Origin of the sequence: Bacillus sp. AFS059628 (assembly GCF_002571225.1) — a bacterium.
Lineage (GTDB): Bacteria > Bacillota > Bacilli > Bacillales > Bacillaceae_G > Bacillus_A.
Genome location: NZ_NVEC01000061.1, coordinates 62,764 through 87,528, shown reverse-complemented (window position 1 = coordinate 87,528; position 24,765 = coordinate 62,764). Strand labels below are relative to the sequence as shown.

Sequence of the window (24,765 nt, the reverse complement as noted above, 5' to 3'; positions counted from 1 at the left end):
CAACGTTTTTTTATCTTGGAGGTAGGCAGAAATGAAAAGGCTATCATTTCAAATTCTTATGTTTGTTCTTTGTATAATCTTTTCTCTTATTTTGTTTTATGTGATGGAGAAGCAAATATACAATCGAATCACAATAGTGAATGACAAACAAACTGTTTTACAAAGAGTGAATGAATCCCTGCCTACTGAAATGAAGGTTAGGCATGAAAAGTGGGGAGAAATTGTTATAACGGATGAAGTTCGTTTGCATACGATTGTTTCATTCTTTGACCGAATTCAAATAGAACCGAGAGAAGCTAAGAGTCAAGAACAAGTATTTACTGGAGAAGTAACGTACTTGAATGGACAGAAACGTACTTTTGCAGTAGGTGACTTGTTCCAGTACGGGGCTGATATGTACGGAAAGAATGGTACGGATCCAATGATCTCAGCATTTCAAACGTATTTGTTAAGCCTGTATTACACGCCAGAACGTATTCATGACTTTTTTGCGTCAGCACAGGATGTCATAGTACGTCAAGGTGATGTAGAACGTACGATGAATCTTACGCAAATATTTGATTCAATTCGATACGCAAAGCAAATTACAGATTACGGAGAAATACAGAAATTATTACAATCACAGAATGAACCGATTGCTTATATTACCGCTTATAAAACAGGGAAGCGTATAAAGAATGAGCGAGAAGACGTTCTTACTATTTCTGTATATCCATCGTATTTTGTTGTGCAATATCTCGGTGATAATAATGGGAATGTCATGTATATGAAAAGCTCCCTCGCAAATGTATTTGTAAAGGAGAATGTGTCATGAGAAAGATAGCCTTTTTCTTCTTTTTGCTAGTAATTGGAGGAGCGATGTCTAGTTGCTCTCGAGATACAACCTCTATTAAATATAATAAAAGTGGTCTCCCTATTTTGGATGATCGTCATCTTGTTGCGTATGTGGCAGCTCGCGAGGAAGTTGGTGAAGCTTTGCTTTCGTCATTTTGTAAACCACGCGGCTGTACGTATGAGTTTATTCGTCTTTCGACAGAGGAGCTTCTTCGGAGGGTAGAAGAGGAAGCTGGAAATCCGAAAGCGGATATTATTATTGGCGGTACGGTAGATGCGCATCAAATGATGAAACAAAAAAATCTATCTATTCCTGTTACGAGTCAGCATGCGAACCGTATTTCAAAAACTGTTACAGATAAAGACGGTTATTGGTACGGTTATGAAGTGGAGAAGCTAGCAATTGCGATCAATAAAGAGCGGTGGAATGAAGAAATAGCACCGCTCGGACTTCCTTATCCATCAAGGTGGCAAGATTTATTAAATCCAGTGTATAAGGGAAAGATTGTGATGCCAGATCCAAATGTATCAGGAACAGCATATACGTTTTTTCAATCACTTATTGAAACTGTAGGTGAAGAGGAAGCGAAGGAATATGTTAAGAAACTCGCAGGACAAGTTGGTGAAGTAACAGTGAATGGTTACATACCAGTAGAGCTTGTTGCGAGTGGTGAGTATATGATAGGCATGAATTTCATGGGAGATCAGAGAATGCTTCAAAAACAAGGCTTTCCAGTTGTAAGTATTGTACCTGAGCAAACAGGATTATCTGTTAATGCGATTTCGAAACTAAAGCGTGCACCGAATGGTATTATTGCGGATTTATTTATTGATTATTGTTTATCGGAAGAAGCGGGTCACATTTTAGAAAAAGTTTCGTTTGGCGTGCCAACAATGTTTGCGAAGAATGAGAAAGAAATAGAAGGACAGCCGGTTAGAAGAACAAACCAAAATATATCAAATAGCGGAATAATCGAGATATGGAATAGACAACGTCTCTCTCAGAAGTGAGAAAAGGAGACGAAAGAATATGTTTAAATGGCTCAAGCCAGCACCTGCAATTGAAAGATTGCCAGCGGATATGATCGATCGTGTATATCGATTACTACGTATTCGTGTGTTAATCGGGATTTCAGTTGGATATGCTGCTTATTATTTAGTTCGTAGTAACTTTACGTTATCAAGTACGTATTTAGTACAAGAATATGGCTTTAGTACGGCTGAAATTGGTCTACTAGGTTCAGTAATGGCAATTGTTTATGGATTTAGTAAGTTCTTTATGGGGAATTTATCAGATAAAGCTTTCGCCCAGCGCTTTATTGCAGTCGGTTTATTCTTATCAGGGCTTGTAAATATTTGTTTCGGTTTTGCATCGTCATTTGGAATGATTGTTACATTACTTGTTCTAAATGGTATTGTACAAGGTATGGGAGCACCCCCTTGTAGTATCGTTATGACAAAATGGTTCTCAAAGAAAGAACGTGGTACGAAAACAGGTCTTTGGAATATTTCACATAACGTTGGTGGAATGCTTGTACCACCACTTGTCGGAATTGGTGTAGGTATTTTCGGTGAAAACCACTGGCAAGGCGGCGTGTTTATTTTCCCAGCGATTATCGCAATGGTAATTGCAGTTCTTGTTTGGATTAATGCGAAGGATACACCAGAATCAGAAGGTCTTCCTCCAATTGATGAGTATCGTAATGACTATGAAAATCTTGAAAAAGCGGATAATGCTAACAAGATGTCACCAAAAGAAATTTTAATGAAGTATGTAGTGAAAAATAAATTTGTATGGTTCTTATGTATTGCGAATGCATTTGTTTATTTAATTCGTTTCGGTGTTATTAACTGGGTTCCACTTTATTTAACGACAGTTAAAGGGTTCTCAAAAAATGAAGCACACGCGGCGTACGCAATCTTTGAAGGTATGGCAATTCCAAGTTCATTAATCGTTGGTTTTTTAAGTGATAAACTATTTAAAGGAAAACGTATGCCATTATGTATCATTAGTATGGTGGGAGTTGTTATTGGTACGTTTGTATATTGGCAAGCAACTAGCATACTTGTTGTAAGTATTGCAGTTTCTATTATCGGTTGTTTAATTTACGTACCACAGTTCTTAATCGGTTTAAGTGCGATGGAATTAGTACCGAAATTTGCAGTAGGTACGACAGTTGGTATGTGTGGTCTGTTCGGTTATGTAGGTGGAAGCCTTGTAGCAAACGCAGCAATCGGTGTTATTGTTGATCGTTCTGGCTGGGATGGTTGTTTCATTTTACTATTAACAGGTGCAATTTTATCGACAGTCTTCTTGTTCATCGTTCAACGTGGACATGAAAGAAAAGCTCCTAAAGCAGCTTAATATTTTGTTTGAAAAGCTATCCAATTATTATTTTGGATAGCTTTTCTTATATGAATATAATCTTTCCTTAAATCTATCTTAAAAGACAATATGTCATATTTCTAATCATTGGAATTTTTGTTACAATATAAATGGATGTGTAAAACTTTGTAAAAAGAATGTAATAATATGTAATTTGTTTTCAGAAAGTTTTATACAATTTTTATATTAAACTATTAAGTTATAAAAGGAGAGAGAATATGGTACCAAATACGGTTCGTACTCCAAACAAGAAGAAGAAGTGGATTATTATTGGGGTTATTGCACTAATTGTTATTGTAGCAGCAGTTAATATTTTTGTAATGCAAGGTAAGAAGAAAGGCGCAGCAACAACGGCTGACGCTGTAAGCTTTGAGAAGGTAACGGAGCGAAAGCTGAATAATACGAAGCTAATTTCTGGTCAGGTGAAGCCTGGGAATATTGAAAGCTTCTATGCGGATCCAACTAAAGGAAAAGTGAAAGATATTGAAGTAAAAGAAGGACAAGAAGTAGAGAAAGGCGCGAAGTTATTCTCTTATGATAATGAAGAGATTAATTTGCAAATGAAGCAAGCTGAGCTTGATCAGAAGATGGCTGATATGCGTTATGATCAAGGGAAGAAGAAGATTGATTCGCTGAAGAAAGAAATTAAGAAAGCGAAAGATAGCGGAGCTGGGAAAGAAGTAACAGATCCGATGGAAGAGCAAGTAAGTGAGCTGGAAATAGCGCAAAAGACAACTGATCTTGAGAAAGAAAAAGGGAAGTTACAAAAAGAAGAGTTAAGTAAAAAGCAGAAAGAACTTACGATTTATAGTAATTTTGCTGGTGTCGTTCAAAAGTTAGATAAGGATGCGGCGCAAAGTTCATCTCAAGCGTTAGGTGGTCAAGGGAAAGCATTTTTACAAGTAGCTTCTAAAGATCCGTTCCAAATTCAAGGGACGTTAACTGAGCTTCAAAAGTCACAAATTCAAAAGGATCAAACATTTACTGTAACTGCGAAAGCAAATAATAAGAAAAAGTGGACAGGTAAGATTACAGAGGTAAGTGAATTCCCAACGAGTGCAGAGATGGCGCAGGCTGGTGGTATGGGTGAAGCGACTCAAAATATGTCCCAATATACATATAAGGCAAGCCTTGATAGTCAAGATGGTTTATCTCCGGGTTATCACGTTTCTCTGCAAGTAAATTTAGAGAATAAGAAGATGATTGCTGTTCCGACTAAGAGTATTGTAGAAAAAGACGATGATGCATTTGTTTATGTTGAGGATAAAGGAAAGCTTCGTAAACAAAATGTGAAAAAAGGTTCTACTGATGGAGACTGGACAGAGGTTGTAGAAGGCGTAACAGTGGGGCAAAAGGTGGTTAAAAATCCTTCCAACGATGTGTATGACGGGATGGAAGTGAAAGAGAAATGATTACGTTAAATCATATTGCTAAAACGTATTATCAAGGAAAATTGGCAGTGCCGATTTTGCACGGTATTAGTTTAACGATTCAGGGCGGTGAATTCGTTTCGATTATGGGACCGTCTGGTTCTGGTAAATCAACGCTTATGAATATTATCGGTTGTTTAGATCGTCCAACAGAAGGCGAATATATGCTGAATGATGTGAATATCTTAACAGCAGATGAGTCAAAGCTTGCATTAATTCGTAATGAGTATATTGGTTTTGTGTTTCAGCACTTTAATTTGCTGCCGCGCCTTTCAGCAGTGGAAAATGTTGAGCTTCCGCTCGTATATGGCGGCGTGAAGAAGGCAGAGCGTCGTAAGCGTGCTTTAGAGGCGTTAGGTAAAGTTGGATTAGCCGATCGCGTGCATCATTTACCGAATGAGTTATCAGGTGGACAGAAGCAGCGTGTAGCAATTGCAAGAGCGATTGCCAATAATCCAACATTCATTATGGCCGATGAGCCGACTGGTGCGCTTGATACGAAGTCTGGTGAGCAAGTTATGGATATTTTCACGAAGCTTAATGCAGAAGGTACAACGATTGTTATGGTTACACATGAAGAGGAAGTAGCAGCGTATTCTTCCCGCCGCATTGTATTGCGAGATGGGAAAATTACAGAAGATAGAAGGTGTGCGGTATGAGTTTACTAGATAGTATAAAAATTGCCCTATCTTCTATTTTAGCTCATAAACTGCGTTCAGCTCTTACGATGCTCGGTATTATTATCGGGGTAGGTTCTATTATTACTGTCGTTGCGATTGGGCAAGGCGGGGAAGCGATGCTGAAGTCGAAATTCGCAGGTTCTGGTGGTAATAACCTAATGCCAATTCAATTTAAAGCAGATATTAATGATGAGTTTAATATGGGCGGGCATGAAATACCGAAGTTAACGGAAGAAGATATTATGGAAGTAAAACAAGTGAAGGATGTATCCCACGTTATTACAACAAATCAGGGGATGGAGATACTTGATGTAAATGATAAAAAGGCAAATCTGAATGTTATTGGTCTTGATAATGAATATTTTGCAGTTAATAAAGTAAAGGTCGTAAAGGGACGTACTTTAAGTGAATCAGATATTACTCATGCAAATAACGTTATGATGATTAGTACAAAAACAGAAGAAACGTTATTTAAGGACGTAAACCCAGTTGGACAAATTATTGAGATGAAGGGGCAGCCAATGCAAATTGTTGGTGTGTATACATCTGATAATGAGTTTATGGGATTTGAAATGGAAGAAGGATTAATCCCCCTTACGTTATGGCCTATTTTATTCGGAACAGATGATATTCAAAATATCGCAGTTCAAGCTAAAAATGTAGATGATTTAGAAAAGGCTGGGAAACAAGCTGTTGATGTATTAAATAGTCGTAAGCCAAGTGAAATTCCAGGTAAATATGAACTGGTGAACTTAAAAGAATTCCAAGAAAATGTTTCTAAAGTAACTAACATCATGACGATGATTATCGGTGGTATCGCAGGTATTTCATTAGTCGTTGGTGGTATTGGTGTTATGAACATTATGCTCGTATCCGTAACGGAGCGTACGCGCGAAATTGGAATACGTAAAGCACTTGGAGCAACACGTAGTAAAATTTTATTACAGTTTTTAATTGAAGCAGTTATGTTAACACTTCTAGGTGGTTTAATTGGAATTGGTCTTGGATATGGCGGGGCCTATATCGTTTCCACATTTGCGAAATGGCCACCACTCGTTTCATGGGAAGTTGTCGTTGGAGGCGTACTGTTCTCTATGACACTTGGTATTATTTTCGGATTAATTCCAGCAAACAAAGCTGCGAAATTAGATCCAATTGAAGCATTACGTTATGAGTAAGTTAGTAGTGTAGTAGAGAGAGGCTCTCTACTACATATCACCGTTCTAGTGGGCGGTTCGTAGCCTCCATGTGAGGAAGTGAACCGCCCGTTAGAACGGGTTATATACATAGAAGGAGGCGTTATAATGGAAGCGAATTTGAATACACAAAAAGTTGGCGGAGAAAAGCCATCATTATTTGGAATGATTACTTCTCCAGGTGTACAGTTTGAGAGAATGAAGACGACTGAGAAAGTTTGGGGCATGTTCTTCATAGTAGCGCTATTACAAGGGCTTGTAGGTGGCTTAAATTCGTATATTACGTATACATCACCTGAGATGATTGAAATGCAAAAGAAATTAGGAGGCGAATTTGCAAAGCAGGGTTCGCTTGTATCAGATGTAATTTCTGGTACGATATGGGGAATAGTAGGTGTTATGATTGCAACACTTGTTATTGCAGCTATTTATAAGGTGTTTATGATGTTCTATGGGAATGATACTTCTTATAAAAAAATAGTAATGATTATTGTATACGCGGATATTATTGTTATTATTGGTGGACTTATTAATGGTGTTATAGCTTTAATTTTAGGTGCTGGACCAACTGCGTATACAAGTTTAGGACCACTATTCGATCAGGGTTCACTTGCATATGGAATTGGTAATACAGTTGAATTGTTCTATTTATGGAATTTAGTTTTAATTTGGTTAGGATTACAAGTTACAGCAGGATTAAGTAAAGTGAAAGCAGCTATTCCAATTATTGTTTTATTCATTATTAAAGCGGGATTCCTAGCTGCGATTGTTGTATTGATTGCAAAGTTCTTACCTGGTTTGCCTGTATAATAATATGATTATTAAAGGGTGACTCTTCAAGGGAGTCACCCTTTTTTATTTTTACCCCTACTTCAAATACTGCCAGCAGAATTTCAAATACGGTTTAGTGTAATTTCAAATTTCGGCGGACGTATTTGAAATTACTCACAGTGAAATCACTTCTTTATTTTTATATTGTGGAGATACCGGCGGAATAACAAAGAGGTATACCTTTTAGAAGTGGGTACTGTGTGAAACCAGCAACTTTTAAAGAGGCAGTTGTTTTGTATGAAGGTATGATTGTGAATCAAATAAAGAAGTTAGGTATTTATCAAGATCATGAAGAGTATTATCAATGTGGTTTAATTGGTCTTTGGTATGCATATGAAAGGTATGATGCGGATAAAGGAAGCTTTCCTGCATATGCAGTTATAACAGTGCGTGGTTATATATTAGAAAGATTGAAGAAAGAGTTTGCAGTGCAAGAAAAGTGTGTATATGTAGGAGAGTATGAGGATATCTTTCATTTTGAAGATATTGAAAGGAAAGCGAAAGATTTTATGAGTGTGTTAGATGAGAAGGAGAAGTACATTATTTTTGAACGCTTTTTTGTAGGGAAGACGATGGGGGAGATCGCTAGTGAGATGGAAATGACTTATTATCAAGTGAGATGGGTGTATCGGCAAGCACTTGATAAAATGCGAAATAGCTTAAGAGGATAAATAGTATTATAAGAATGGAAGGCAAAGTATATTGCTTTCCATTCTATTTATTTTTGTTAAGGTAGTAAATGTAATAAGAGGTTTTTGAATTGTAGTGAATCTTGCATGTTCATACGTGCTAATACGTATCCAGCTTTTAATAATTGTTGTTTTAGCTTATGAGGACTGATATGTATGGTTGTAGTAGTGCCATTTGAAAAATGAATGGTAGCTTTTTTGCCCTGTTTGAAAAACTCTATGTCGTCTATATGATTATAAAACAGCCATATACAGTTTGGAGAAGAAGGAGATTCTGTCGGGAAAGCACAAATATATTCTCGATGATTAATTGGAATTGGGACATTTTGTTTGAAATGAAAGTTTGTCTGAACTGCTTTACGCCTGCCTTGATAAGTAGAGTGAACATTGGCTAGACAAGATTGTTTGATGAGCTGGAGAGCAGTTTGACAGGAGTAAAGATGATTCCCACTACTTTCTATTATTTTTGTTTGGTAATAAGGGTGCTTGTAAGGCTCTAACATCATTGTTGCATTGGAAATAAAGATATCATTTTCATTGTTCATAACTTCGAGTCCTCCCCTTTAAAATAATATTATCGATATTATTATATACGAATTAAGTAAAATAATTGTTAATATTCCGTTTCATATTGTAAATTTTGATTATTCGTTTACAATCAATAGATGTTAGTCTTTCTAATTTGCATCGCTTGTACATATATATGAAAATAGAAAAGAGTAGGCGGTGATATAGTATGAAGAAAAGGTATATTATTATGGCTCTAGTTGTTGTTCTTCTAGTATATTTAGCAAATAGTAATCCGAGTAAAGGTGAATATACGGACTGGGCAGCGAAGCAGTTTATGAAACGTAATGATGTAAGTAAGAAGCTAGACGAAGTTCAAAAAGAGAATGAAGAGGGTCTCCTTGGCGATTTAGCATCGGCTGGTAAGAAGTTGGCGAAAAAATATGTTGAGCCACAAGTTGGACTATTAATCGATCATTATACGAAGCGAGATGATTATATATTCTTCTCAACATATAAGACTGAGTTCGATATAGGTGGAGAACACTATAAATATGTATGTGTCGGCTTTTCTAAAATCTTTATTCCGATTGAAATGCCGAAGAAAAAAGACGAATCTGCAAAATGATGCAGATTCGTCTTTTTGTTTATAAGGTAATGGAAACTTCAGATACATTCCTTTCTACGAGACGTGCTCCTTTTTTTCGAGTACTATCATTGATTGATGAAAATACAGATGAGGCAAGGATCGTATCCATTACTTGATTGACGACTTGTGCATCAACGGGTGTGATCGGTTTCTCGATAGAGAAGACGACTGTTTTTCCATCTTCTTTCGCGAAAATTAATTCTAGTACTTGCATACGTTGTTTCCTCCTTTTTATTTATCGTATAATCAGCGGGGGATGCCCCACTGATTACAGTTCTACCTTATAGGCTAGAAAGATCTGATGTGCTAACAAGTTGTATAGCGTGAAGTGGTGATGCTTGTAAGGAAGCAAGAGCACGTGCTACGTTTTGTACTTGTTCTAAGTTTGCGTTTGTTTTAACGCGCTTAAATTGTTTGTTCTTGAAAACTGTTTTTCCGTTCTTATCTAATCCATTGTTTAAGACAAGACGTAAAGTTAAGTCCATTACGATTGTTTCGACTGCCATGTTTATCACCCCCTTTCACTATATAAATAGGGTTCAAATGTCATGTTTTGGCGTGAAATTTATTCTTTTTTTTGGTACTCTTAAAAGACTAAGAGAGGGGTTTCGGAAGAATGAATCGTAAATGGTTATTTTGGATTCCTGTTTTACTATGGATGGGGTTGATTTTCTATTCCTCAGCACAACCATATAAAAAGCAGGATATGCGCTCAGATATTGAACAATATGTAAATGTGGAGTTTGTAAAAGAGCATTTCTCGTGGGTATCTATCGATTATGGCGGTGGTACACCTGTTAGCATTGCAAATAAAGGTGTAGGCGGATTTATTGAGTTTTTCCTTCGTAAAGGTGCTCATTTTATGGTGTTCTTTATGCTCGGGTCATTGATATATTATGCTTTTCATCAATCGGGTTATTCGAGAAAAAGGTGTTTCCTATACGCTCTTCTTTTCGTTGCGGGATATGCAACATTTGATGAAATTCATCAATGGACTACGGGAGATCGTACACCGATGTGGCAAGATTCATTACTGGATACGTGCGGCGGATTAACAGGGATTATAATAAGTAATTGGTTTTGGAATAGAAAAAGGAGCTAATCTTTTGAGATTAGCTCCTTTTGTTTATCCCGCTTTAATGGGCAGTAAGACCCCCACCTCAAAATNNGGTGAGGGCTGATAATCAGTGGGGGATGAAGAAAACCCCCACTGATTAAAGTTTCACTTTATACACCAAGTAATTCTTTTAGCTCGTCTGTAGATAGTTCGGTCATCCAACTATCGCTTGTAATGACGGCGTTGTTTAGTGATTGTTTTCTTTCTAACATTTCATCAATTTTTTCTTCGAGTGTCCCCGTTGTAATAAGTTTATGAACATGAACGAAGCGTTTTTGACCAATGCGATATGCGCGGTCTGTTGCTTGGTTTTCTACAGCTGGATTCCACCAACGGTCGTAGTGAATGACATGGTTGGCAGCGGTTAAGTTTAAGCCAGTTCCACCTGCTTTTAACGATAAGATGAAAATGTCATACGTTCCGTTTTGGAACTGCTCGATCATTTTGTCACGTTCTTTCTTCGGTACACTACCATTTAAGAAGAGGACGCGCTGACCGAAATGTTCTTCTAACACACTTTTTAACATGTTCCCCATACCGATGTATTGCGTGAAGATTAAACAACTTTCATTTTGATCTTTTATATTTTCAATGAGTTCCATTAACGTGCTCGTTTTCATGGAACGTTCGATGACATCTTTTGGTTCTGTTTCTTTTAAATAAAGAGCAGGGTGATTACAAATTTGTTTAAGTTTGTTCAGCATGAGTAATATAAATCCGCGTCTTTCAATCCCGCTTAATCCTTCTACATTTTGCAACGTATCTTGAACAAGTTGTTCATATAAGGAAGCCTGTTCTCCAGTAAGTGGACAGTAAGCTTTTTGTTCTTGTTTATCTGGTAAGTTTAATGCGACTGTTTGATCTTTTTTCGTACGACGCAGTAAAAACGGCGAGATAAATCGTTGAACTTGTTGGATTTTTCCTTCGTCACGGTCCTTTTCAATTGGTGAGACGAAGCGGCGCTGGAATTGTCCTAAGCTGCCAAGATATCCATGATTAATGAAATCGAAAATAGACCAAAGCTCGGCAAGGCGGTTTTCCATCGGTGTACCGGTTAAAGCAATTTTGTGATTTGCTTGCAAGTTTCGTACTGCTTTTGACTGTTTCGTATGTGGGTTTTTAATATTTTGTGCTTCATCCAAAATAACAGCATCCCAGCATAACGTACTAAGTTCTTCCTCATCAAGCTGGGCTAATGCATAAGATGTTAATACAACATCTGCTGATTGAAGGAAATCTTTAAATGATTCGCCTTTCGCCCTATTACTTCCATAATGTAACTGAACACGTAAATTTGGTGCGAAACGTTCAAATTCTTTTTGCCAATTTCCAAGAACAGATGTTGGTGCCACGATTAAGGCAGGTCCTGTTTGGAGATTGTTCTCTTTTACATATAGTAAGTAAGTGATCGTTTGAATGCTTTTTCCAAGTCCCATGTCGTCAGCTAACAGTGCGCCGAATCCAAGTTTTCTTAAATATAATAACCACTCAATGCCATGTTGTTGATACGGGCGGAGTGTAGCATTTAGTGAAGAAGGGACATCTACTTTCGGAATATCTCCAATGTGCAATAGTTTTTGGAATAGCTCTTCATAATATCCATCTAGTTCAATTTCAATATCGTTAAATGGACTATCTTCTTCTACAATTTCTGTTTCAGCCGTGTTGGATAAATGTTGCTGAAGGACATCTTTCATTTCGAGTCCATATTTATCGGCACGGTTCATGAGCTTTCGTACTTCTTCAATAAAGGCTGGGTCCAGTCTCATCCATTGACCATTTATATTGAATAATCGTTTGTTTTGTTCAACGAGTTCGAAAAATTCGCTTTCTGATAAATCAATGCCGTTCGTTGAAATGCGCCAGTCAAAATTAACGAGCGTATTCATACCGAAGAAAGATTGCGTTTGCGTCGCATTTTGCTTCAGTTGCACACGTAATTTTGGCTTTGTCGCTTTTAAATTTTGCCACCATGATGGTAGTAAAATCGTAATACCTGCAGCGAGTAATTCGTTACTTGCTTCTGTTAAGAAGTTCCACGCTTCTGTTTCAAATAGCTCGCTTCGGAATGTATCTCCATCTTTTAACCATGGAACGAGCTTACTGAAACCTTCTTGTGTTTCCAGAATACGCTCTTCATAATCGTGCCAGCGTTTTGGTAAAGAATCGATGTTTTCATATACATATATGCGATGTGCACCACGCTTTGGTGTAACAATTGTTTCAAGCTTCCACATTTCAAATTCTTCTTGTGGCTCTTGTAGCCGTAGTCCGATTGTAAAGGGAAGATCATCTTCAATGTAACCAATTTTTCGAAGCCAATCTTCTTCATGTAGTGCTGCATCCAATTGTCTTTTCGTAAAGTCGTAATGTTCATAAAGTCTCTTTGCATCTTCCCATCCGTCATTTGAACGGTTATCTTGTAGTATGCTTTCATTTACTGCAGCCGAGAAAAGAGATGCCAATGTGTCATCTTCGATTGGAGTATTTTGAACTTTCCAAGATGGTTGTTTAAGCCAACGCTCCATATCAGGGACGAAGCTACCGCTGATGAAGGCATCCCATAATTCGTTCGCATCTTCCGTAAGTGCTGTAATCGGGCCGTTCATTTGAATATGGGAAAAGGAGTTCATCGGTTTATTAGCGATGTATTCAAATGCTTGTGCGTTTGTCAGCATAACACCTTGTTTTCCTTCAAAGGTTGCTTCTTTTAGAAACGTGCCGTAGAAGGAAGTGGAGTGCCATGTAAATGCATTTCGTTTCCAACTAGTTACGGATAATGGAGTACCGCTATCATCTTCTCCCCAAAGGAACCAACCTTGACTAACATGCTGGAGCCTAATTGTTACTTCAGTTTGATTGATCATCGATTAATTTTCCTTTCCGTAATTCCTCTTGTAGTGCACGCAAACGTGAATGTAAGTTTGCGATGTGAATAATGAAGGCATCAAATTCATCCGTACGCTTTAATCGTTTATATAATGTACGTAATTTCTTTAAGTAACGAACTGCACGTCTATATGATTTGCGATTTCGCTCTTCAATGGCCTCTACGGCAGCAAGGTGATAAAGAGGAAGTGCCGCTTCTGGTGCTTCCTTTTCAATATCTTTCAGTGGCTCTTTCAAAAGTTCAATTGCTTCAAATCCATGTAAGAGCTGAAGTTCTGCCCATGTTCGATACTGCTTTTTCGCGAGTACGTATTGTTCATAGTTTGCGAAACTATATGGTAATAGCTCTTGCAAAATCATTTCGAATCCAGCTTGTTCATTTGTATGAGTTGCATACGTTTCATACATGATGACGAATAAGCGAACGATATCTTTTATGAAAATTGTATTTTCGTGCTCATGTATCGTTTTCTTCACTTGTTTATACGTAAAGGAAAGCCAGTTTTTCGCACGATCCCATTTCATTGTATTTAACAACTCTTCTAACCAATAGAAGTACAGACTTACAACAGAAGCAGGTTGTTTCTTTAGTAAGTCCATCGCTAATAGGTCTTCATCATTTAAAAACAGTAGATGAGAAGATGCTAACGCTTTGGAAAGTGGATTGATTTTCGTATCGATTCGTTTTTCTTCTTCATGCAGTTGCTCTTTATTGTGTAACAGTTCACTCCATATGTGGCGATAAATAAAGAACCTCTCTTGCGTATAGGCATCGGTGGAGAAGAATACTTCGTGAACGAGACGAGCTGTTTCTTGCAAAATTGCTTCGGACTCTGAAGGAATCGCTTCTGATTGTAAGTCCCGAACGATGGATTCCACCTTATCTACAAATAGGCGAACGACGTTAACAGGCTGATGATAAGAATACGTTTTATTTGCTTCGAAGTCCTGAATTTCTTCTAATAATTTTTGAAAGCAATAAAGCGCTGCATGTAACCTGAACAATTCATGTATCACAACGATACGCGGAGCCTTCCGCTCAAGTTTCGTATAAAAGTCCGTAAAAATACTCATAAGAAAATACATTTGTTTATAAGTAAGCCGAGCTTGTTCTTTTTTAAATGATTCATATTCATTATCAAAATAGGATTGCCAACTTTTATAATCCGTGTCTTCAAAAGCTGATGATTGCAATACTTGTCTTGCAGTTCGAATAGGAGGAAGAGAAGGTTTCGTATTATTTTTAAATAAATTTAATACATCTCCTACTTGCCCGAAACTAGACGCTGCAGATAGTAACACAGCGAGCATATGCTCACATTGCGTTGGTGCGAAGCAATCGCAATAGCTTTCAGCTACGTTACGAATCGGGATATGGACACTATATACGCTGCCTTCAGCATCTACAGTTCCTGATAGCGTATAACCATCAAAGTCAACGTTGTAGACAACACCACTACGATATAGGTGCCGAGCTGTAGCGACATGTTCCTGATCAGCTGTTTGCTGTGGATCTAGTCCTTGAACGAACTCATTCGCAATCATCATAATTTCATCTTTCGTAATTGAGTGTTGCAGCATAATATTCCTCCGTACACATATTTCTTTCCTTTACCATTATAAACAAAAAATGCTCAAAACAGAAAAAATGAAATTTTGATTACAAAATTTGGATTACATAACTTGAAAATCATGGTAATATATAAAATATTAATTTCGTATATTACTATATTCTTTATAGGAGGGAAAAAATTGTCAGATTTACAGGCGAAGTTTGGTAACGGTATGAACAAATTGCAAGAGGGAATTGAGCAAGGAAAGATGAAGTTGCAAGTAGCTCAGGAGGTTGCGCAATTAAAGAAAATTACGCAAGAGAAATTACAAGCGAAAACTGAAATTTTGCTTGAACTGGGCCAAACGGTATATATGCAACTCCGCAATGATGAAGTTCGAATAGATGTGTTGAAAAATATGATAGAACCAGTACAAGAGCTGGATGTTGCTATTTATAACACGCGTAAGCAAATTGCTAATTTACAGAAACAAGGACAGAAAGGGCAGTGTAGCTGTGGAGGCCCATTATCATTAAATGATAAATTTTGTGGACAGTGCGGGAAAGAAAACGAGTTACTCCTTCAATCAAAAAATGTTGAAAATGGATCATGTACTTCATGTGGTGAACAAATTGCAACAGAGGCTACATTCTGTCCAGTTTGTGGTATGAAGCAAAGTAAGGAGTGAGGAACATGTATTGTAAAACTTGTGGTTTAGAACAATCGGATGTAGCGAATTATTGTACACACGATGGATCTAGTACAGGTAGTGTAGAGAGTGAAGTTACGTTAGCGCCGAAAGACTCCAAGTATTGCCGAACTTGTGGAGTGGAAAGTAAAGGGATTGCTACGTATTGTGAGAAATGCGGGGATTCTTTATTAGGTATTATGAAAAAAGAAATGAAAACAAGATTACAAGACGAAGGTTTACAATTACATGTAAGTCCATCTGGAAGCACTTTGAAAAAAGGTTTACTTGGTGGTGGACTTGCAATCATATGTATGTTTATAGCCGGTTGGATTGGTAGCTTAGTTGTCGATGCGGCGGTTAATGACTTAGTGAGAACGATGCTTACAAATATGAATGGTGTGCTGAATGTGGCTACTATTAATCAATCTTTCATTGGCATAGCACCATTAATCTTAATGTACCATTTAATAGGCCTTGAAGTTAGTGGGAGCGGGGAATATGGGATGTCATTTATCCTTCATTTCCCATTGTTCATCTTGTTAACTATTCCAGCACTTATATTAGGTGGAATTGGATTCTTTGTGGAAAGAAGCAATCCTTCTACTGTTTGGCGTGAGAAGTTACTAACATCAAGTGTTATTGGTATTGTATATGGGATTTTCTTGTGTATCGTAAGCTTTATTGCAAGTTCTTCTACGACAATTTCTCAATTCTATAAAACGATGACAATCAACATTGGTTATTCTCATATTGTTAGTTTATTGTACGGCATTCTATTTGCTGTATTATTTACGTTTGTTGGCATGTGTATTCAAGCAGGGCCATACCGTCTATTATCTTCTATGAGTCGAAGCGTTCCATACGTAACGTCTATTTATTATGGTGTAGTAACTGTATTAAAAGGATTGCTTATTACATTTGGTATTATACTTATTACAATTTTATTTAGCAGTTCAAAGTCAGTGGGACCAATTGATTTTCCGGAGAAAACATATAAAACATTAATTTCATTAGAAGCAACACCATATATGTGGAATATGGCTCACTTTGCCCCAACGGCAATTGAATGGGGAGATATGGATAAAGAAATGAGAAGATATTCAGTGGAAAAAGGTCCATTGCATTTATCTTATACGTCAGGAATATCAGTAAATGGTACGTCATTAAAAGATCTGGAAATCGCTAACGGAGCTAATTTAAAACGAGTAAAAGAAATTGAGGATTTCAATTCCTATATGCATTGGTGGGGATTATTAATTTTATTACCATGTATTTTACTATTTAGAGCTGGAATGAAATTGGCTCAATATCCGATGAAAAATATGTACGTAACTATCGCAGTATTTAGTGCGGTGTATACTGTGATGATGCTTTGTGTAAATGAGTTGGCGAAAATTCATATTGAAGCTTCAGGAAGTAGAGAAGTTATGAAGGAGTTTGTTGATATTTCCGGACCATTATTCTCTATTCAAAGTAGCACAGTGTATTTAATAGTAGGTAGTTTTCTTCTTTCTTACGCATTAACGTTTGCTGGTATGAAGTTAGTAAAAAAATAAGGAGGAGAGCCATTTGAAGTTTTGCGGGAAATGTAATAAACAAGTTGCGGATCATTTGAACTTTTGTCCGGAGTGTGGAAGTAAGGTAGAGGTAGTTGCTGATCAAACAGCTTCTTCTCGTTCAGACATACAACGAGAAATAAAGCCAGTGAAAAGTAAGAGAAATATAGTGTTACTTATAGGATTTGTTAGTGTTTTTGCTATATTGTTTGGTGCCTATAAATTTGGTGCAAGTAAGTTTTCAAAAGAAAAACAGGTCAATGTTATGATTGAAGCATTCCAAAAGAAAGATGTGAATGCAATTGATGAGTTTGTAAAAGTAGATGATCCAAGCTTGAAAATTAAAGCTGAAGATATTAAGGGGTACATCCGTTATTTAAAAGAAAATCCATCTTATAATAAAGAATTGCTATCTTATTTACAAAGAGAGACAGTTGATCAAAAACTAGCAAGTGATAAAGCAGCATTTAAAGATGGTCAAATTATAGAAGACGGAAAAGAATGGTTTTTATATCCGAAGTATAAACTTAATATGAAATCTTATTATATGAATGTAAGCACAACTGCGAAAAGTGCTGAAATATATGTGAATGATAAAAAAGAGACAGAGTTATCAAATGATAAAACTTTAAAAGAAGTTGGTCCATATTTCCCTGGTTCTTACGTTGTAAAGGCAAAAGCGAAGACGGAACTAACTGAGTTAGAAACAGAAAAAGAAGTGGACTTGGCAGATGAAAAAGAGTCGAAGGTGGATGTTAAATTATCATTAGAAGGAAACTATGTAACCATTTCTTCTGATGAAAATGATGCAACTGTATTTGTCAATGGTAAGAAGCGCGGGAAGTTGAGCCGTGGAAGTTATAAACTTGGTCCTGTACCGGCAGATGAAACAGTAGAGGTACATTTAGAGAAAAACGCTGAATATGGTGTCGTTAAATCTGAAAGTATCAAAGTGGGAGACCAAAGTACATATTACTTAAAATTCCCGAAAGAAGCTTCTAGTTCGGGAGTTGGTGATTTTGTACGAAATCATATTTATGATAATGTACGTGCGATCGCATTAAATGATTTTAGTCTAATTGAAAATAATTATGATAAGAGCGGGAAATCATACAAGGAAGACCGTGATTATATACAATATCTACACAAAAAAGGAATTACTGAAGACTTATTAACAATAGAAATTCGTAACGTAGAGCGTCAAAGTGCTACGAAATATAAAGTAACGACATATGAAGAGTATCATATTCGTTACGGTGATGGATCTGTGAAGTTCAAAAGTTTTAATAATGACCATATCGTTACTGTTAATGGAAATGGAAAGATATTGTACCATTCTCTTGGAGCAAATAATACGCTTAAATCAGAGGAAGTATCTGGTCCGACTCGCTAATAAAGGAGAGAGGTTGTTCAATATTGTTGAACAACCTCTTTTTTGTAGTGTATATCTCGTGTTTAAGAAGGAAAAACAAAAAGGATATCACTTAGCCAAAAAATATGGCGAGGTGATATCCTTTTTACAATTATGAGCGCGTTTCCTTTACTATCGCTTGTACATATGGATCATGTAATATTTGTTCTACAATAGGTAACATGTTTTGTTCAAATGGAATGTCGATAGGGAATGGCTTTTGTGAGCCTGGTTTGATTCCATATTGGACAAGTTTGTAATGTGTATTTTTTTCAGAACTGAGCACAATTAATTTATAACGATTGTCATCACCAGCGAGTGAAAAGTCAATGGAAGTAGCGTCATATGTTACTTCATCTTTATATATATACGGTTTTGGTGTACCGATCCAGTCTACTTTTGCTTGTACATTCATGGGCATAGCCTCCTTTATAGCTATTATAAAAAAATAAAAGCCAGCTCTCAACAAAGAGAACTGGCTTTAGCAGTCATTGGTTATTTTAAAATTTTCACTTTAACAGTTTTGCGGCCCCATTTTTGAGCAGCACTATCTGATCCAAGTAGGATGTCGATACGGTTACCTTTAATTGCACCGCCAGTATCTCCAGCGATAGCTTCTCCGTAACCTTCTACCCATACTTTAGATCCTAATGGGATTACTTTCGGGTCAACAGCAATCATTTTCATGTTCGGGTTCGCTGTTAAGTCATGACCCATTGCAGTTAATACACGGCCACCGTATGTGCCACCGTTTTCGCTCGGATGAGCTGTATATGCTGTAGCTACAACTGTTAACTCACGACCACCAGAAGGTGTGCTAGTTTCAGCAGCTTTCACAGCAGGCTTAGCAGCTTGTTTTGCTTGTGCTACAGGTGCTTTAGCTGGTGCTACAGCTTTAGCAGGAGCAGGTTGTTCTTGTTTCTCGATAACAGGTGCTGTACCTGTTAAGAAAGGAACGTGAACATAAGCTGTTTTCCCGTTATATTCGAATTGTAACCACTCATTTTGTACTTGGTTCGTTGTTTCGATCATATCGTCTTTCTTAAGCGTCCCAAGAATTTCTGAGTTTGTGTTCGCTTCAGCACGTACGTTTAATACGTTAGCTGTTACGTAGTAGATGCTTTTTGTGAACTCTGCACTTACGAATGCGTCTTTACCATCTAAAGTGATTTTTGACCATCCGTTCTCTGTATTTTGTACATCTATTTTATTACCGTTTAGTAATTTACCGACAACTTTTGATTCAGTAGTAGGGTTTTCGCGTACATTTATTACGTCTGTTGTTACAACAGTTTCTGCATTAGCAGATGATGTGAAAATCCCAAGACCAAAAACTGCTGCTGTTGCTATTCCAATTAATTTTTTCATGATAGCCTCCATTGCGTTTGTTTTCGTGTCCTCATTATAGCAACAGATTTTTTCGGATTTGGGGAAAACACACAATTACAAACCATTCGTAATAAGTCGTTAACATCCTGTAATATAACAAAAAATATAGGAAAGCGTTTTTCATTCTATATGATTAGTAGGTTTCTACTTATATTCAAAATATTTAATACAACATATTGTTTTCGGTGTAAATAAAAATATTACAGGAATGTTACATGATGTTTACTAAACGATTACATTCCTTGAGTATTTTACCGTTTTATGGGTAATATAGTTATATAAACATAAACATTTCGTTTGTGAAACTATAAACACGTGCTATATACTAGCAAAAAAACCGCATAATTGTTACAAAAAGAAAGGGTTGCAAGGAAGAAAAATGCCCTTTTTTAAATCTGTAACACATCCTTTTTTGGGAAAACACATTCCCATCCGCATTTTTCTCGCACAATTTGACAGCAGTATTTCGATCTTATAGCTCTTGCAGAGTGAAAAGATTATACGGAAGGTAAGGCTGTCCATAAGAATTCTAGTTGGTGAAGGTGAAAGTAAGAAAATCACCGTAAAATTATAGTTTTCTATCCGATTTTACATATCGGAATTTATGTTATTTAAAAAAGTAAAACCTACGAAGGGGGATTTGATGAGGAAACTGACAAAAACATTCATCGTTTCATTAACATTATGTATTGCATTTACAATTTGGGGGATTATTCCCGAATCTATTATCGGAAAAGGTAGCTTAGGAAATGTAACAACCGCAATTCAAACTGCATTAGTGAGTAAGTTTGGATGGTTCTATATTATTTCTGTTTCTATAATTTTAGGTGTGTCTATCTTTTTAATTGTTTCGAAATACGGTTCTATTCGTTTAGGTAAAGATGATGACGAGCCTGATTATAGTTATATGACATGGTTTGCTATGTTATTTAGTGCTGGTATGGGTATCGGTTTAGTTTTCTGGGGCGTTGCCGAACCATTAAACCATCTATACGCACCTCCGTTTGGGGAAGGTGCAACTGAGGAAAGTGCGCGTCTTGCACTACGCTTTTCATTTTTCCATTGGGGATTACATCCGTGGGGACTATATGCATTTGTAGCGCTTTGTATTGCTTACTTTACTTTTAGAAAAGGAAAAGCAAGTACAATTAGTGCGACAGTAGGTCCGTTATTTAAAGGCGGGGACCATGGGCGTATCGCTCATTCATTTGATGTGTTAGCTGTTTTCGCGACTGTATTTGGTGTTGCGACATCATTAGGTCTTGGTGCGAAACAAATAGCAGGTGGTGTTAGTTATTTAACATCTATCCCGAATTCATTAACGACTCAGTTAGTTATTATTGCAATCGTAACAGTGTTATTTATGTTATCTGCGCAAACAGGTCTTGATAAAGGAATTAAATATTTAAGTAATACGAACATTATTTTTGCATTTGCACTTATGATCATTGTATTATTTGCGGGTCCAACAAACTTTATTATGAATTACTTCACTTCGACAATCGGTTCTTATATTCAGGAATTGCCAAGCATGAGTTTCCGTTTAAGTCCATTAGACGAAGGCGGAAATCAATGGATTCAGTCATGGACAATTTTCTACTGGGCATGGTGGATCGCATGGTCACCATTCGTAGGTACATTTATTGCGCGTGTTTCACGAGGGCGTACCATTCGTGAGTTTGTTATCGGTGTGTTACTCGTACCGACCGTAATTGGTGCACTTTGGTTCTCTGTTTTCGGCGGGACTGGTATTCATATGGAGCTGTTTGGTGATGCTCATATCTTCGATAAAGTGAAAGAGATGGGAACAGAAGTAGGATTATTCGCTATGTTCGATCAGATGGGCAGCTTTGGATCAGCTTTATCGGTATTAGGTATTCTACTTATTGCAACATTCTTCATTACATCAGCAGATTCTGCGACGTTTGTTTTAGGAATGTTAACGACACACGGTAGTTTAAATCCACCAAATCGCATTAAAATGATTTGGGGTATCGTTTTAGCTGCGATCGCTTCTACCCTATTATATATTGGAGGATTAGAAGCCTTACAAACGGCAGCTATTATAGCGGCATTCCCATTCGTCTTCGTTATTTTCTTTATGATGGCAGCATTGTTTAAAGAGCTACAAAAAGAAGGGCGTATGAAGCGTCATAAATAATAGAAGGAAAAAGAGCTGATTTTGTATCAGCTCTTTTTTTATCCCGCTTTAATGGGCAGTAAGACCCCACCTCAAAATTCAGCNNTAAAGTTTCACTTTATATAGAAGGAATTCTAATAGCAAGTCAGGGAAATAAAATACTTTACTATGTGAGTAGTATGCCTTTTATACGAAGAAAAATCGATACATTTCGACAATGTTCGATATCTTGAGAATTCTATTTGTATTTTTGACAAAAAATTGTCGGAAATGTGTTGTCACTTTTATGTATATGTGCTATATTATTTCCTGTAAGCGATTTCAAATAGTTTTAAAGCGCATTCAAGGGGGACATCTAGAATAATGAAACGTTACGAAAGAAAGTGGAAGCATATTTGTTTGAAACGTGTGGCACATCGTAGTGTCCAAGAAAACACGGAACCTAAGACTGAAACGCGCAAAGAACAGCAAGAGAAGCAATTGGTTCTACAAAAATAGCAATCACTTTTTCGTATATAAATGAAGGTCGATCGTTCGTTGGGGGATGGACGTGAAATTACTTTCAGCTAAGGGGTATTGTCTGATATATATAATTTATACGGCAATAAATAAGCACAGAGCATACGGCGCTCTGTGCTTATTTTTATTTATTTATCTTTTTTGAATCGAACTGTTTTATCCCAGCCAATGACCTGTTTCTTGCTCTTTGCACGTAAGTATAAAATTAAGCTGCGAATGAATAAGTACGTAAAGAGTTGTGCGTACGTGAAGTACATGATTACACTAATGAAAATATTAGTTGGTGTAAAGGTTCGTTCCACACTCTGGGCACTAAATAATTGAGAAACATATGTAACATATGCGACATACCACATGAATAGTAGCGGAATGCTATATTGAATTTGGAATATCCCGAGTAACCCGATTACAAACCAAACGTTCGAAATGATTAAGAATAGCCAAAATACAACATACACTAAAACTTGTTGTAAGGAATGGACGAGAAGTTTCCCTTTAAAGAAACTTAATGAAGAAAACATTTTTTCTAAAATGTACAAGTTTCCTTGGAGCCAACGTGTACGCTGCTTAATAAGGATTTTTAAATGTTCAGGTTCTTGTTCCCATGTAATCGATTCCGGCACGATTGGTAAGAGATAGCCCTTTTGTGTAATACGTAATGTTAATTCAGCGTCTTCTGCAATTGCATAAGGATCATAGCCGCCAAGTTCTTCTAATGCAGAGCGACGAAGAAGCATGTTTGTTCCTGTTAGTGAACCTGTTTGGAAGAGTAACCAGCGGCCGGATTGCATAAGGAGCTGGAAAATTTGAAATTCTAATGAAATCATTCGTGTTAGCCAGTTTCTGTTTTCATTTACAGTACGAACGTGACCAACAGCTCCAACAGCATCTTCGGTTGTTTCAGCATGTTCTACAAGCATTCGCAGTGCATGTGGTTCAGGTTGGTTATCTGCATCATACACACAGAAGTATTCACCATCTGAAATACTAAGACCATAGTTTAATACACGTGATTTCCCTTTTGGTTCACCAGGCGGAACACGAATGTGACGAATATGAGCATAAGCTTTGTCAAAATCGTCACCAATTTCAGGTGTTTCATCTTGAGAGTTATCGTTTAATAAATAAACAGTTAGTTTACCTGGATATTCAATCTTCGCCATCGCCTCTAAAGTATCTTTAATAACGACCCCTTCATTGTGGGCAGGTATTAAAATGTCGACACTTGGATAATGTTCTAGCGTACGATCTTTTCGTTTACTATTTCGGTGAACTAAACCTGCGAGTGTTAAGAAAGAATAGTAAACGAGTAAGCCAGAGAATAGAAAGGCCGTGAAAATAAGTACATATTTAATCGAAAATGTAATGCTAATCCAAAACACGAGTACACAAAATAAAAGGAATAAAAGAAGTATAACGAGTGTCATCATAATAACGTCTGTCCTTTGTTCCCAATTTGCTCGCGTGAAATTTTTATATCTTGGATTGCTTCAGCAGCAAGCCATTGCTCCATTTTTGGTTTTAGGCGGTTCATTACAATGTCAGCACCGGCTTCATTTGTGTTTTGTAATAGAATAACGAGCGTATTATTATCGTATTTAGCAGTAAGATCAAAGTCAGCTCTTACCGTTCCAACTAATAATGAAGCTACACGATCCATAACACTTTCTTTCGTATATTTACTAAAGGAAGTGAAGTCAAAATAAATCATAACGCCTGTTTCATTACGACGATTCATTGCATTGATTAATAATGCTTGTCGTCTTTCGAATTCTTGTCTTGTTAATAATTTCGATTCTCCAATGTATTGTTCTAACGTTCTCACACGTTCGGTTAATTTTTTATTTTCATGAATAACCTTCTTTAATAGGTGAGTGGAGATATATACGGTAAAGAAGTTTGCTGCCATTAGGAAGTGAGTAATAATATATTCCCATTGTTCTGATGTGCTCCATAAGTAAAGCCATGCTTGGTAGAATAGGTAGAATACCGAAATAATGGTTCCTAATATGAAGAGAACAAATGCAGTTTTATCAGGCAAAAATAGAAATAGTACATTAACAATTACATATATGATTGTAAAAATGAGAGCATGCTCATATTGCGTTACATGTACGGTTGTAAAATAAAATAAAATTTGTAAAATCCACATAGAGAGGACTTTATAGAAGTTATCTTTCACAAAACTTTCCTCCTTAAAGATAATTCATACAAGGATACTTGTAGTATGCGCAATTATTAAGAAATAGATCGGATGACTAGCTTCTTTTTGAGAGGCAACAACAAGTAGTATCCCTC

The 24,765-nt window shown here is 36.8% G+C and carries 24 protein-coding genes; 15 read left to right on the top strand and 9 right to left on the bottom strand.

Going from position 1 to position 24,765, the window contains the following annotated elements:
• Window positions 1–31 precede the first annotated feature (31 nt).
• The 8 genes from COL05_RS20785 (at window position 32) to COL05_RS20750 (ending at window position 8,028) form a co-directional block, all read left to right on the top strand.
• Window positions 32–814: a DUF3919 family protein gene (locus tag COL05_RS20785; RefSeq protein ID WP_098669982.1), complete on the top strand. Its 783-nt coding sequence runs from the start codon at window positions 32–34 to the stop codon at window positions 812–814.
• Complete coding sequence (locus tag COL05_RS20780) at window positions 811–1,845, top strand: ABC transporter substrate-binding protein (protein ID WP_098669981.1); 1,035 nt, start codon at window positions 811–813, stop codon at window positions 1,843–1,845. Before COL05_RS20785 ends, COL05_RS20780 begins: the two co-directional genes overlap by 4 nt.
• Before the next feature lie 19 nt (window positions 1,846–1,864).
• Window positions 1,865–3,199, top strand: coding sequence for an MFS transporter (pgtP, locus tag COL05_RS20775; RefSeq protein ID WP_098669980.1), 1,335 nt, complete (start codon window positions 1,865–1,867; stop codon window positions 3,197–3,199).
• 239 nt (window positions 3,200–3,438) lie between these two features.
• Window positions 3,439–4,632, top strand: a complete 1,194-nt coding sequence (locus tag COL05_RS20770) for an efflux RND transporter periplasmic adaptor subunit (protein ID WP_098669979.1) — start codon at window positions 3,439–3,441, stop codon at window positions 4,630–4,632.
• Window positions 4,629–5,309 carry an ABC transporter ATP-binding protein gene (locus COL05_RS20765; RefSeq protein ID WP_063221853.1) on the top strand — a complete coding sequence of 227 codons (681 nt, stop codon included), beginning with the start codon at window positions 4,629–4,631 and terminating at the stop codon, window positions 5,307–5,309. Before COL05_RS20770 ends, COL05_RS20765 begins: the two co-directional genes overlap by 4 nt.
• Entirely contained in the window at window positions 5,306–6,508 is a 1,203-nt protein-coding gene (locus COL05_RS20760) for an ABC transporter permease (RefSeq protein ID WP_098669978.1), read from the top strand. The genes COL05_RS20765 and COL05_RS20760 overlap by 4 nt, the downstream gene beginning before the upstream one ends.
• Before the next feature lie 126 nt (window positions 6,509–6,634).
• A complete protein-coding gene (yknW, locus tag COL05_RS20755) occupies window positions 6,635–7,336 on the top strand; it encodes a YknW family membrane protein (RefSeq protein WP_098669977.1) in 702 nt (233 codons plus the stop codon).
• Between the two features lie 221 nt (window positions 7,337–7,557).
• The gene (locus tag COL05_RS20750; RefSeq protein WP_098669976.1) at window positions 7,558–8,028 is read left to right on the top strand and encodes a sigma-70 family RNA polymerase sigma factor; all 471 of its coding nucleotides are present in this window, start codon (window positions 7,558–7,560) and stop codon (window positions 8,026–8,028) included.
• Between the two features lie 56 nt (window positions 8,029–8,084).
• Here COL05_RS20750 and COL05_RS20745 read toward each other — a convergent pair whose 3' ends face one another.
• Window positions 8,085–8,591: a competence protein ComK gene (locus tag COL05_RS20745; RefSeq protein WP_098238609.1), complete on the bottom strand. Its 507-nt coding sequence runs from the start codon at window positions 8,589–8,591 to the stop codon at window positions 8,085–8,087.
• Between the two features lie 191 nt (window positions 8,592–8,782).
• Between COL05_RS20745 and COL05_RS20740 the strand changes: the two genes are divergently transcribed.
• A complete protein-coding gene (locus COL05_RS20740; RefSeq protein ID WP_000747726.1) occupies window positions 8,783–9,181 on the top strand; it encodes a DUF4359 domain-containing protein in 399 nt (132 codons plus the stop codon).
• A gap of 19 nt (window positions 9,182–9,200) precedes the next feature.
• Here the strand turns inward: COL05_RS20740 and COL05_RS20735 are convergent, their stop codons facing one another.
• Together COL05_RS20735 and COL05_RS20730 are read right to left on the bottom strand one after the other, a co-directional pair.
• Window positions 9,201–9,416, bottom strand: coding sequence for a DUF2922 domain-containing protein (locus COL05_RS20735; protein WP_098669975.1), 216 nt, complete (start codon window positions 9,414–9,416; stop codon window positions 9,201–9,203).
• A 67-nt stretch (window positions 9,417–9,483) separates the two neighbouring features.
• Window positions 9,484–9,708, bottom strand: coding sequence for a DUF1659 domain-containing protein (locus COL05_RS20730; protein WP_098669974.1), 225 nt, complete (start codon window positions 9,706–9,708; stop codon window positions 9,484–9,486).
• 110 nt (window positions 9,709–9,818) lie between these two features.
• Here COL05_RS20730 and COL05_RS20725 point away from each other — a divergent pair, with 110 nt between their 5' ends.
• The gene (locus COL05_RS20725; protein ID WP_098669973.1) at window positions 9,819–10,304 is read left to right on the top strand and encodes a VanZ family protein; all 486 of its coding nucleotides are present in this window, start codon (window positions 9,819–9,821) and stop codon (window positions 10,302–10,304) included.
• A 125-nt stretch (window positions 10,305–10,429) separates the two neighbouring features.
• Here COL05_RS20725 and COL05_RS20720 read toward each other — a convergent pair whose 3' ends face one another.
• Window positions 10,430–13,186 (bottom strand): DEAD/DEAH box helicase, encoded by a 2,757-nt coding sequence (locus COL05_RS20720; protein ID WP_098669972.1) that lies wholly within the window; start codon window positions 13,184–13,186, stop codon window positions 10,430–10,432.
• On the bottom strand, window positions 13,170–14,789 hold the full coding sequence (locus COL05_RS20715) for an SWIM zinc finger family protein (RefSeq protein WP_098669971.1): 1,620 nt from the start codon (window positions 14,787–14,789) through the stop codon (window positions 13,170–13,172). Before COL05_RS20715 ends, COL05_RS20720 begins: the two co-directional genes overlap by 17 nt.
• 171 nt (window positions 14,790–14,960) lie before the next feature.
• On the opposite strand from COL05_RS20715, the gene COL05_RS20710 reads away from it, so the two are divergent.
• From COL05_RS20710 to COL05_RS20700, 3 genes are read left to right on the top strand one after another with little or no spacing between them, the layout of a single operon-like run.
• Entirely contained in the window at window positions 14,961–15,449 is a 489-nt protein-coding gene (locus COL05_RS20710; RefSeq protein ID WP_098669970.1) for a zinc ribbon domain-containing protein, read from the top strand.
• A gap of 5 nt (window positions 15,450–15,454) precedes the next feature.
• The gene (locus COL05_RS20705) at window positions 15,455–17,008 is read left to right on the top strand and encodes a hypothetical protein (RefSeq protein ID WP_098669969.1); all 1,554 of its coding nucleotides are present in this window, start codon (window positions 15,455–15,457) and stop codon (window positions 17,006–17,008) included.
• A gap of 13 nt (window positions 17,009–17,021) precedes the next feature.
• Window positions 17,022–18,401, top strand: coding sequence for a zinc ribbon domain-containing protein (locus COL05_RS20700; RefSeq protein ID WP_098669968.1), 1,380 nt, complete (start codon window positions 17,022–17,024; stop codon window positions 18,399–18,401).
• Window positions 18,402–18,531: 130 nt separating this feature from the next.
• Here COL05_RS20700 and COL05_RS20695 read toward each other — a convergent pair whose 3' ends face one another.
• Together COL05_RS20695 and COL05_RS20690 are read right to left on the bottom strand one after the other, a co-directional pair.
• Entirely contained in the window at window positions 18,532–18,834 is a 303-nt protein-coding gene (locus COL05_RS20695) for a DUF3910 family protein (protein WP_098669967.1), read from the bottom strand.
• An 80-nt stretch (window positions 18,835–18,914) separates the two neighbouring features.
• A complete protein-coding gene (locus COL05_RS20690) occupies window positions 18,915–19,787 on the bottom strand; it encodes a cell wall-binding protein EntA (protein WP_098669966.1) in 873 nt (290 codons plus the stop codon).
• Between the two features lie 664 nt (window positions 19,788–20,451).
• On the opposite strand from COL05_RS20690, the gene opuD reads away from it, so the two are divergent.
• Both opuD and COL05_RS31980 read left to right on the top strand, forming a co-directional pair.
• The gene (gene opuD, locus COL05_RS20680; RefSeq protein ID WP_098669965.1) at window positions 20,452–21,969 is read left to right on the top strand and encodes a glycine betaine transporter OpuD; all 1,518 of its coding nucleotides are present in this window, start codon (window positions 20,452–20,454) and stop codon (window positions 21,967–21,969) included.
• A 342-nt stretch (window positions 21,970–22,311) separates the two neighbouring features.
• Complete coding sequence (locus COL05_RS31980; RefSeq protein WP_001993508.1) at window positions 22,312–22,446, top strand: hypothetical protein; 135 nt, start codon at window positions 22,312–22,314, stop codon at window positions 22,444–22,446.
• 149 nt (window positions 22,447–22,595) lie between these two features.
• On the opposite strand, the gene COL05_RS20670 is transcribed toward COL05_RS31980, so the two are convergent.
• Both COL05_RS20670 and COL05_RS20665 read right to left on the bottom strand, forming a co-directional pair.
• A complete protein-coding gene (locus tag COL05_RS20670) occupies window positions 22,596–23,897 on the bottom strand; it encodes a glycosyltransferase family 2 protein (protein ID WP_098669964.1) in 1,302 nt (433 codons plus the stop codon).
• Complete coding sequence (locus COL05_RS20665; RefSeq protein WP_142337596.1) at window positions 23,894–24,649, bottom strand: diguanylate cyclase; 756 nt, start codon at window positions 24,647–24,649, stop codon at window positions 23,894–23,896. The genes COL05_RS20670 and COL05_RS20665 overlap by 4 nt, the downstream gene beginning before the upstream one ends.
• Window positions 24,650–24,765 lie beyond the last annotated feature (116 nt).